This is a genomic window from Pseudomonas sp. RW407 (genome assembly GCF_003176655.1).
Classification (GTDB): Bacteria; Pseudomonadota; Gammaproteobacteria; order Pseudomonadales; family Pseudomonadaceae; genus Pseudomonas; species Pseudomonas delhiensis.
Map to the genome: position 1 here is coordinate 516,715 of NZ_QGSL01000088.1, position 6,093 is coordinate 522,807.

The window sequence follows — 6,093 nt, forward strand, 5'->3', positions numbered from 1 at the left end:
CGAGCAGGGCGGCAGCTGGCTGCTGACCAACCGCGCCTGACCCCCTCGAACCCTCCTTCCACCGTTGCCCGGGCATACCGCCCCCGGGCACGTACGCCTGCGACTTTGGTCCTGCGCCGCAAGGCCCGCTGCCAAGGTGCCGCTACCCCCGCGACCAAGGCGCCGAGCCTTGTGGTGGCCTGGTGCCATGGCCTTGCGCAGCGCTCCGGCAAGCCCCACGCAAGCAGCGCCGAAGCGCGCCCAAAGCAGCGTATGGCGCCGCGCAAGCCGTTTCGATAATCGCCTCCGCCACGACCCCGAACGGTCATCCATCCCCTGCGGAGCGCGTCATGAACAAGAACAACACCGCCATTCGCCGTTTCCTGCCCCTGGCCCTGGCCTCGCTGGGCAGCCTGGGCTGCCTGCCGGCCGTCGCCGACATCAAGCTGTACGACAAGGACGACACCACCTTCTCCACCGACGGCTACTTCAACGCCTTCTACGTCAATAGCGACGTGGACCGCGAGGGCGAGACCTACGACCGCCGCCAGTCGCGGGTGAAGATGGGCTTCCTGCCCAACTACATCGGCTTCAACTTCGGCAAGAAGATCGACGGCCTGACCCTCACCGGGCGTTCCTCGTTCTGGGTGACCATCAACGACAGCGAGCAGGACGGCACCGACACCGCCATCGACGTGCGGCAGTTCTACGGCAACGTGGCCGGCGACTGGGGCGAGGTGCTGATCGGCAAGGACTTCGGCCTGTTCTCGCGTTCCAACATCTTCCTCGACGAGCTGCTGGCCGGCTTCGGCAACGCCAGCGACACCCTCGGCCTGGTGGACGGCAAGGGCGTGTCCTTCGGCAACATCGGCACCGGCTACCCGTACCCGTTCCCCACCTCGCAGATCACCTACCGCAACAACAACCTGGTGGACGGCCTGCGCGTGGCGGTGGGCATCATGGACCCGATCGACACCAACCAGATCGACAAGGACGCCAGCGACGGCCTGGACGACAAGGCCTACCAGGACAACCCGCGCTACGAGAGCGAGATCAGCTACCAGTTCGACCTGGCCGGCGCGCAGATCTACAGCTGGGTCAACGGCGCCTACCAGACCTCGAAGAACACCAACGACCAGGTCGACGACGTCACCTCCAAGGGCCTGGGCTACGGCATCCAGGCCAAGTTCGGCGGCGTGTCGCTGACCGGCTCGGGCTTCACCGCCAAGGGCATCAACCCCTTCTTCACCAACAACGCCGGCGAAGCCGCGCTGCGCGAGGTGGACAGCCGCGGCATGCTGCTGCAGGGCTCCTACAGCTGGGGCAAGAACCGCCTGGCGCTGTCCTACGGCAAGACCGAGGACGACGGCAACGGCCTGGGCAGCGCGGCCGACTACTCCACCCGCGGCATCGCCTACTTCCGCACCATCAACGACAACCTCAAGCTGGTGGCCGAGTACAACCAGTACGAGATCGACGGCCGCAAGGGCTCGTTGGTCAGCGAGGACACCGACACCTTCGCCGTCGGCGCGGTACTGAACTGGTAATTCCCGAGCTCCTTTGGCAGCAATTGGGCGGGGCGACGATGACGTCGGCCCGCCGTTTTTTTTGCAGGCAGGGCGGGCGGGGTCCATCCACGGCCTTCTGCGCGCGGCGGGCCATCGCGGACGGAGTCTCCTACGCCAGTGCTTCCCGGAACCGTAGGAGCGGACTCCGTCCGCGATTCGGCGGATAACGCCATAGGCGTTATGCGCCCTACGAAACTGCTGCCTTTCGTAGGAGCGAGCTTGCTCGCGAACGGTGTTCTGTCGGTGGGGGCGGTGCACGTTCCGAAGAGCGCCCTCTCCCTAACCCTCTCCCTGAAGGGAGAGGGGACCGTTCGGTGTGTTCGGGTATTTCGGAGTCAGCCGGCAGCGCCGAAAATTACCGGCTGAAGCCAGGCCAAGCCCCCTCTCCCTTCAGGGAGAGGGCTGGGGAGAGGGTTGCGGACTCCAACCCCCGCTCTGCAGCTGAACCTGACTCCGCTGTTCGCTGTACCGCGAATCGCGCGCAGGGCGCGCTCCTGCGAATGACATGGAGCTACGCCTTTCGGAGGTCCCCGCCAGCACCCAAGTAGCATGGGGCCGCGCCGGGCGCCTTCGTAGAATGCTCGCGAGGTCAACCGGCGTTGAGGCAGGCGTATGCAGGAAGGGCAGGGGGAAGGCGTGGTCAGGGGCATGTCCAGTGCCCGCGACGCGGAGGCGGTGGCCCAGGACCTGGCGCGCCAGCTGATCCACCCGCACCTGGGCTTCGTGCTGTTCTTCTGTTCCGCCGAGCACGACCTGCCGGCCCTGGCCGCCGCCCTGGAGCAGTACTTCGGCGGCATCGAGCTGGTCGGCTGCACCACCGCCGGCGAGATCACCCCCCAGGGCTACGGCCGCGGCTGCGTCAGCGCGGTGGGCTTCGACGTGCGCAGCTTCGCCGTGGCCAGCGCGCTGATCGACGAGATGGAGCGCTTCAGCCTGATCGACGCGCAGCAGCTGGTGGAGGCCCTGGTGGCCGACTGCCGCAGCAGCGAGCTGGCGCCGATCAAGGACCACAGCTTCGCCCTGACCCTGCTCGACGGCCTGTCCAGCCGCGAGGAGGTGGTGCTGGCGGCGCTCAGCGCGGCGCTCGGCGCCATCCCGCACTTCGGCGGCTCGGCCGGCGACGACAACCACCTCACCCACACCCACGTCTACTACCAGGGCCAGTTCCACACCGGTGCGGCGGTGGTGCTGCTGTTCAACACCTGGCTCGACTTCGAGGTGTTCACCACCCACCACGTGGTGCCGCGCGGCGAGAAGCTGGTGGTGACCCGCGCCGACAGCGCCAGCCGCCGGGTGCTGGAACTCAATGCCGAGCCGGCGGCCCTGGAGTACGCCCGGCTGGTCGGCGTGGAGCCCCAGGCGCTGAGCTTCGAGCTGTTCTCCCGCCACCCGCTGGCGGTGCGCATCAAGGACCAGTACTACGTGCGCTCCATCCAGCAGGTCAACGACGACTTCAGCCTGACCTTCTACTGCGCGGTGGAGAACGGCATCGTCCTCACCGCCATGAGCACCGGGCCCCTGCTGCCCAACCTGCGGGCGCAGTTCGCGCGCCTGCACGAACGCCTCGGCCCGCCGCTGCTGACCATCGGCTGCGACTGCTTCCTGCGCCGCCTGGAGCTGGAAGTGGCGGGCGACACCGCAGCCACCGCCGAGTTTCTCCGCCACCAGCAGGTGATCGGCTTCAACACCTACGGAGAGCAATTCAATGGCATGCACATCAACCAGACCTTCACCGGTGTCGCCATTGGCCGTCCCCGTGGCGGCGCAGCCGGCTGAGCTGCAGGCGCGCATCGAGGCGCTCGAGCGCGACAAGCTCAAGCTGCAGCGCATCAACACCGCGCTGATCGAGCGCATCGAGTCCAGCGCCTCGCGCGGCGACGGCGCCTACGGGGCCTTCCAGCACTCGGTGGTGCTGGCCGAGCAGGTGCGCGAACGCACCGACGCCCTGAGCCAGGCCATGGCCGAGCTGAAGTCCAGCAACCAGCTGCTCAGCGATGCCCGCCTGCGCGCCGAGACCGCCCACCAGCACCTGCTGGACGCCATCGAGAGCATTTCCGACGCCTTCGTGCTGTTCGACCCGCAGCAGCGCATCGTGCTGTTCAACGAACGCTTCCGCGCGCTCTGGGCGCCCACCCGCGCGCGCCTGGGCGCCGGCACCCGGCTGAGCGAGGTGCGCCGCCTGGCGCAGAGCAGCGGGCTGATAGTCGAGGAACAGCGCAGCAGCGACGACGAACACACCCTCTACCGCCTGCGCAACGACCGCTGGGTGCGCATGAGCGAGCGGCCGACCCGCGACGGCGGCCTGGTGGTGCTCTACACCGATATCACCGAGATCAAGCTCAGCGAGACCGCGCGCCGCGAACAGGCGGTGGCGCAGAAGTCGCACCTGTTGCAGCGCGCCGTGGACAACCTGTCCCAGGGCGTGGCCATGGTCGGCGCCGAGGGCACGCTGGAGCTGTGGAACCGGCGCTTCCTGGAACTCTGCGGGCTGGCGCCGATCGGCGCGCACCGGCCCTTCGCCGACGTCATGGGCGAGAGCGGCCTGCCGCTGCTCACCCCGCGCAGCCGCGACGCTTCCGGCGCGCCCCTGGCGGCCCTGGAGCAGCGCCTGTTCGACGGCCGCATGCTGGAGATCCGCACCCATGCGCTGCCCACCGGCGGCTTCGTCAACACCTTCACCGACATCACCGAGCGCTACCGCCACGCCGAGGCGCTGCGCGAGAGCGAACGCTGGATCCGGCTGATCACCGACCAGGTGCCGGCGCTGATCGCCTACCTCAGCGCCGACCTCAACTACGAATTCACCAACAAGGTCTACGAGCAGTGGTACCGCTGGCCCAGCGGCTCGATGCTCGGGCGCAACCTGCGCGACGTGCACAGCGCCGAGCACTGCCAGCGCCTGGAACCCTACTTCGAGCGGGCGCTGTCGGGCGAGAGCGTGACCTTCGAGATCGCCGAGACCAACCTCGCCGGGCAGGAGCGCTACATGCAGCGCTCCTACGTGCCCAACCGCCAGGCCGACGGCCAGGTCGCCGGGCTCTTCGTGCTGATCCGCGACATCACCGAGCGCCGCCGCACCGCCGAGGCCCTGCACCAGGCCTACCAGAACCTGGAACAGCGGGTGCGCGAGCGCACCGCCGAGCTGACCAGCCTGAACGACCAGCTCAAGCGCGAGATCGACGAGCGCAGCCAGGTCGAGGCGCGCCTGCGCGAGGCCAAGCGCGAGGCCGAGCAGGCCAACCTGTCGAAGACCAAGTTCCTCGCCGCCGTCAGCCACGACCTGCTGCAGCCGCTGAACGCCGCGCGGCTGTTCACCAGCGCCCTGCAGGAACGCGGCGGCGACGGCCTGGTGCGCAACATCAGCCACTCGCTGGAGGACGTGGAGAACCTGCTGGGCACCCTGGTGGACATCTCCAAGCTCGACGCCGGGGTGATCAAGCCGGACATCGCGCCCTTCGAGGTCAGCGAGCTGCTCGGCAACCTCGCCGCCGAATACCGCCAGGTGGCCGCCAGCGAGGGCCTGCGCCTGGACTACGTGACCTGCGGCGCCCAGGTGCGCAGCGACATGCAACTGCTGGCGCGGATCCTGCGCAACCTGCTGTCCAACGCCATCCGCTACACCCCCAGCGGGCGCGTGCTGCTGGGCTGCCGACGGCGCCGGCAGAGTCTGTGGATCGAGGTCTGGGACACCGGCATGGGCATCCCCGCCGACAAGCTCGGCGAGATCTTCCAGGAGTTCAAGCGCGGCGACACCCAGCGCTCCAACCAGGACCGCGGCCTGGGCCTGGGCCTGGCCATCGTCGAGAAGATCGCGCGCATGCTCGGCCACCGCATCCAGGTCGGCTCGGTGCCCGGCAAGGGCTCGCGCTTCGCCGTCGAGGTGCCCCTGGCCCGCCGCGTGGCCCGCACCCGGCCGGAGCCGGCGCAGCAGGCCGAGCACCTGGTGGAGCGCCTGCGCGGCTCGCGGGTGTGGGTGCTGGACAACGACGCGGCCATCTGCGCCGGCATGCGCACGCTGCTGGAGGCCTGGGGCTGCCGGGTGGTCACGGCGCTATCGGAAGAGGACCTGGCGCGCCAGGTGGACAACTTCCACGCCGAGTCCGACCTGCTGATCGTCGACTACCACCTGGACGACGGCTGCAACGGCGTGGACGCGGTGGCCTCGATCAACGCCCGCCGCGGCACGCCGCTGCCGGCGCTGATGATAACGGCCAACTACAGCAACGAACTCAAGCAGCAGGTGCGCGAGCTGGGCCATACGCTGATGCACAAGCCGGTCAGGCCGATGAAGCTGAAGACGGCGTTGTGTCATTTGATGGACAGGGCGGGGTGAGGCTGGCGTTGTACCTGTAGGAGCGCGCCCTGCGCGCGAAAATCGCGGGCAGGGCCCGCTCCTATGTATGGACTCACCCCCACCGTCAACCCGCTTTTGAACAGAGGAACCCGACTGCATCTATGTATTAGGCCTGTTCGAGGAAGCCACGTCGGGCTTCTGGCCAACATTGGGTAAGCCCGCGGAATGCCGATTACAAAGAGGCCTCGAAGG

Annotated in this window: 3 protein-coding genes; all 3 read left to right on the plus strand. The window is 68.4% G+C overall.

Features of this window, described 5'->3' with window-relative positions; translation table 11 throughout:
- The first annotated feature begins 329 nt into the window (after nucleotides 1–329).
- The 3 genes from DK254_RS08915 to nahK all read left to right on the plus strand — a co-directional run bounded on the left by DK254_RS08915 (nucleotide 330) and on the right by nahK (nucleotide 5,880).
- The gene (locus DK254_RS08915; RefSeq protein WP_109933494.1) at nucleotides 330–1,526 is read left to right on the plus strand and encodes a porin; all 1,197 of its coding nucleotides are present in this window, start codon (nucleotides 330–332) and stop codon (nucleotides 1,524–1,526) included.
- Nucleotides 1,527–2,159: 633 nt separating this feature from the next.
- Nucleotides 2,160–3,323, plus strand: coding sequence for a nitric oxide-sensing protein NosP (gene nosP, locus DK254_RS08920; protein ID WP_109933495.1), 1,164 nt, complete (start codon nucleotides 2,160–2,162; stop codon nucleotides 3,321–3,323).
- A complete protein-coding gene (gene nahK / locus DK254_RS08925; RefSeq protein ID WP_109933496.1) occupies nucleotides 3,253–5,880 on the plus strand; it encodes a hybrid sensor histidine kinase/response regulator NahK/ErcS' in 2,628 nt (875 codons plus the stop codon). Before nosP ends, nahK begins: the two co-directional genes overlap by 71 nt.
- Nucleotides 5,881–6,093: the final 213 nt, after the last annotated feature.